Here is a 4,484-nt window from a genome sequence, read left to right as displayed (position 1 = left end):
CGAAATCTCTTCAACAGATACGGGATCCACGAGTATGGCTGCGCCGCCCGCAATTTCTGGCATTGCCGTACAGTTCGACGTCACAACCGGGGTTCCGCAAGCCATGCTCTCGACTATCGGTAAGCCGAACCCTTCGTAAAGCGACGGGAAGATGAGGGCGAGCGCGCCCCGGTATAGCGACGCAAGTTCCGCCTCTGACACCTTACCAAGGAACCATATCGATTCTTGCGCGCCTAGTCTACTAACGTAGGCGGCTATCTCTTCTGACGGTGCGCCGACGAATAGGAGCTTGACATGATAGCCAAGCCTTGCGTTCAAGAAGCCCCGTATCACAGCGCGGTTATTCTTGTGTTCCTTGCCATTGGACGTGGCCAAAAAATAAACCTCGTCGTTTTGCAAACGGAAACGCGGCCCGTCCTTTGCAAAAACGTTAGACACCCCGTTCCCTACCACGATTATCTTATTCCGGCTAATACCGGTGACTTCGGCAATGCGACGCGCGGAAAATTCGGAGACCGTAAGAACTGCGTTTGCGCGCCTACAAGCGCTCCTGAGGACACTTAGGCAATAAAGCTTTTTGAGTAGCCAGCGGGGCGCCGGAACGTCCAGGTGAATAAGGTCGTGCACAACCAGCAAGCCCTTGCCGCCATAAATCAGTGGGTAGTTGTATCCGGGGGAGAAGAAGATTCCGTGCCGTCGCATGACGAGCTTGAGGCTGAGGTACACGCAGTCCAACGGCGAAGCCGGATTTCCGTGGAAGTTTGCGTTCGCCAGACCTAGGCCTTTCTCCACCTCCGTCGCGAATCGGCCAATGCCATGCATGCCTTCCCAACGACCATCAAAGATAACTTCAGACATGGGCTCTCCCCTTATTTACTAGACCGATCCACACGACAAGCCAGAACACAAACATTGTTGGGATATAGTTGGCAGCCGCATCGACAAATGAGCAAAGAAAAAAGTTGGCAACTCCAATAAGTGAAACTTTCTCGTACTCCGAGCTAATACCGCCACCTGCTAGAACGCTGAATATAAGTAAAAATAAGCCGGCAAAGATAACTAGCCCGATAACGCCGCCGAAGTACAAAACCGACACCCAAAGGATCTCGGACACATAGTTAAACTTCTCGATCGGAAACAACGTAACACTTAACTGATCTACCACCGACATTCGGCCGCCTAATGTGCTGTCCGTGAGGAACCCAGCGTCCGCGCTCATTATCTCAAGCGCTAACACAACTCCGACGGCCGCCAGTGCAAGCATTACCGCTCGCTGCCAGATAGGCCGTCTCGTCAGGAATGTCTCGTAGATGAGAAGCACAGCCCACACGGTACGCGAAAGCGTAAGTATGAGCGCGACACGTGCCAGCGCTTTCATGAGGGGCCGCCGTTCAAGAAGGTCGTAGAGTGGAATCAACGTTAGAAGACAAACCCCAAATATGTTGCCGTTGTTATATGTGGAGATAAGCTTTGATATATCGGACCGCTGTATGTACTTCGTACCCATCTTTCCAACATCGTCGGCATTGACAGTAAGATAAGGAATCTCGATGAATTGGCCTGTAGCCGACTTATAGACGAACAGAAATACTCCGTATGCCACCGCAAAGCGGATGCTCCACAGCAAGTACGTTTCTAACGTACGTCTATAGGTATCCTCGCGAAGAAGACTAAGCATGAAAACAACGGGCAGTACACAAAAGCCGAAGACGATCGAAAAAAAGAAGCCGAGGTTCGCCACGCCGCAGAAATAAGCAATAGCGGCGAGAAACAGAAGTATGAATAAGCTGTAGGCCAGTATGCTTCCGGTGCGGTCACGGCCCAAAAGAAACTGGCGAATTCCACCGGGCAAGCAGACCACGCCCATGAACAGTGCGTACATGTAGCCGAAGGTGATCGGGACGTCTCCCACCTTGAATCCTGCCTTAGGTATTGCGACGTTAAGTACGATTAGCAAACCAAAGCAAACGGGGTTGCTCGCGCGCCATTGCACGAAGGTGAAAGACCCGCGGCGAGGCACGGACCATCGCTTGCATTCCATAACGTCATGCTCCGTGCGTCGCGACTAGATCTTGATTAACTCGCATGTGCATTTCGACCCAGCTCTCAACGTCGAGATATTTATGTGCGGATGCTTTCGCCGATCTGCTCATTGACGTAAAGTCTCGCTCGCCGTTGATAAAAGAGGCCATTGTAGTGGTGAGTTCGCCGGATCGATCAGGTTCGAAGAGGCAGCCATTGGCGCCGTCGTCTACCATTTCCGGGATGCCGCCTCTTCGCGACGCGATCACGGGAATGCCGAACGCGAAGGCCTCGGCAACAACCATCCCGAGGGCTTCATCGCACAGGCTTGGGACAACCAGTACGTCGACGTTTGGAAGAAAATCTGTTTGCTTCTTGTAGCCTAGGAATCGAATGCGTGAGTTAGCATAGCGGGACATGAGCCGAGCTTCATACTCGGGCTTACCGGTGCCGGCGACCAAAAGCTCGGCAGGACAGTCACCCAGCGATAAAAATTCTTGAATGAGCAACTCAATTCCCTTTGCGGCGGTCAGTGTACCTATAAAGCCAAATCTAAGCCGACGATCCGGTTCCGCGTCGGTCTTCGTCGTCCTAACGATCGAATCGATAGGAAGGTCGCGGGCGTTGTGGATGGCGACCTGATGTTTGGCTTTTGAGAAGTAGCCCCTCGACAAGTGTTTGTCCAAAATGAATCGGCTAACCCCAATTACGGCGTCGGCATGTTCGGACATAGATCGGTGCCGGATACGAAGGATTGCGCAACTGACACATCGCGTCTTGCATGAGTGACCGTTGCGAAACATGTTTGAATTCGGGCACAGGAAATTACTGCTATGGAGCACCTGCACAGTCGGAATGCCAAGCGATTTTCCAACTTTAAGGACACCGGCCGACCATCCCTCCGTCGCGTGCACGTTCAGCACGTCGGGGCGCTCTTGCTGGAGGATCTCTCGTGCAACGGACATCATCGCGATATTCGACGAATCAACGGCATGCCATAAGGCGCGCTTTAGCGGCCCTGGCCGCTCTCTCCTGCCATGCCAATAGACGTTCTTGATTGGGACGCGGATTACGGGGACGCCGTTCAGCCAGCTGCGATCCGTCTCCCCGTCCTCTTTCGTTGTCAGGACTAGCACCTCGTGTCCTTGACTGTGGATACCCTCCACTAGCGTTTGCAGCACGATCTCCCCTCCGCCTATTACTGCCGGCGGATAGAGACCACTGACGAATGCGATCTTCATTCTTGCTCCTAGTTCGCCGCGAAGTGGAGAGCTTGTGCGCGGGCAGTTCTCTCATTGCCTGCTTAGTTGGTCCAAGTCATAGCTGTCGGCCGCGTAGCGGTATCTACCGTAACCGTAGCTGCCTCGACCGGGTCGGAGTCGCAAGCCATTCATGACAACGCCTTGCGCCTTGATCCCTAACCGCTCCAGTTTTCGTACCACCTCGCGCAACTCACCCAAGCTCGTCACGCCTTGCCGTGCGACAAGAAACGTCGACCCTGCAATTGCCGCCAAGTGCGAAGCGGCATCAGTAGCAATGAGCGGCGCGCCGTCACAAAGCACAACGTCATAGTCGCGGCACAACCGCAGGAGCGTCGCCCCGGCGTTGGGGCTTGCAAGCAGATCGGTAGCCGCAGGTGTTAGCGTCCCCGTCGGAATGAAATCGACTCCGGTCAGAGCGTTGCGCCTTATTGCCTGGTCCTGCTTGCAGCTCCCGCGAATGAGATCTGCGAGTCCAGGACTTTGCGTTGCACCGATGCGCGCATGTAACAGTCCGCGATGCAAGTCGGCGTCGACCAACAACACGCGTTTCCCGGACGCACCAAGAATCGCCGCAACATTGAGTGTGATAAACGACTTCCCGACTCCGGGAGTTGCGCCGGTCACCGCCACGATTTGGTTCGGTGCGCTCGACAGCGCGTACTGTAGAGCGGTTCGAAAGCCTCGCAGACCTTCGATTGCCGGGTCGAAGGTGGGAGAAGTCGCCAAAATCGGCGCAGCAGACGGGGCAGCACGAACGGCACCCAACTGCCTCGCTTCCTCCGAGCTATGCGGAACGCTTGCAAAGACCCTAAGGCCGGTCGTCTCCTCGATCTCGGAGGGGTCATTCACCGCGTCGAACAAGTGTCGTCGGCAAAGAGCCGCGACAATTCCGCAGAATAGTCCAAACAACAACGAAACTAGTACTACGAAGGAGCGTTTAGGCCAAAGAGGCTGCTCCGGAACGACAGCCATGTCGACCACTCTTGCATTACCAGTCTTCCCAGCGCTGACCACCCGCAACTGCTCATAGGTGTTCATCAACGACGTGTATAGCGCGCTATTTACCTGCACGTCACGTTGGAGGCCAAGTACGTTCTGCTCCAACGGCGGCAATGACGCTGTCTCTTGGGCTATGCGATTTATCTCGTCGTCTGCCACACGCAGTTGAGAATCGATAGAACTGACCGCGGGATGCTCGAC

The 4,484-nt window shown here is 54.6% G+C and carries 4 protein-coding genes; all 4 read right to left on the bottom strand.

The genetic code is table 11. From position 1 onward, the window contains the following. Positions 1 to 858: glycosyltransferase family 4 protein (locus GV035_RS25855; protein WP_159838431.1), on the bottom strand; the 858-nt coding region annotated here is incomplete at its 3' end. Continuing rightward, positions 851 to 1,912, bottom strand: coding sequence for a hypothetical protein (locus tag GV035_RS25850; protein WP_159838429.1), 1,062 nt, complete (start codon positions 1,910 to 1,912; stop codon positions 851 to 853). The genes GV035_RS25850 and GV035_RS25855, both read right to left, overlap by 8 nt. Before the next feature lie 133 nt (positions 1,913 to 2,045). Continuing rightward, positions 2,046 to 3,263 (bottom strand): glycosyltransferase family 4 protein, encoded by a 1,218-nt coding sequence (locus tag GV035_RS25845; protein WP_159838427.1) that lies wholly within the window; start codon positions 3,261 to 3,263, stop codon positions 2,046 to 2,048. A gap of 51 nt (positions 3,264 to 3,314) precedes the next feature. Then, on the bottom strand, positions 3,315 to 4,484 hold a 1,170-nt coding region (locus GV035_RS25840), incomplete at its 5' end, for a GNVR domain-containing protein (protein WP_159838425.1).

The organism is Burkholderia sp. 8Y, from assembly GCF_902506145.1.
GTDB lineage: Bacteria > Pseudomonadota > Gammaproteobacteria > Burkholderiales > Burkholderiaceae > Caballeronia.
Note: the sequence above shows the minus strand (reverse complement) of the source record. Positions and strands in the feature narration are given on the sequence as shown.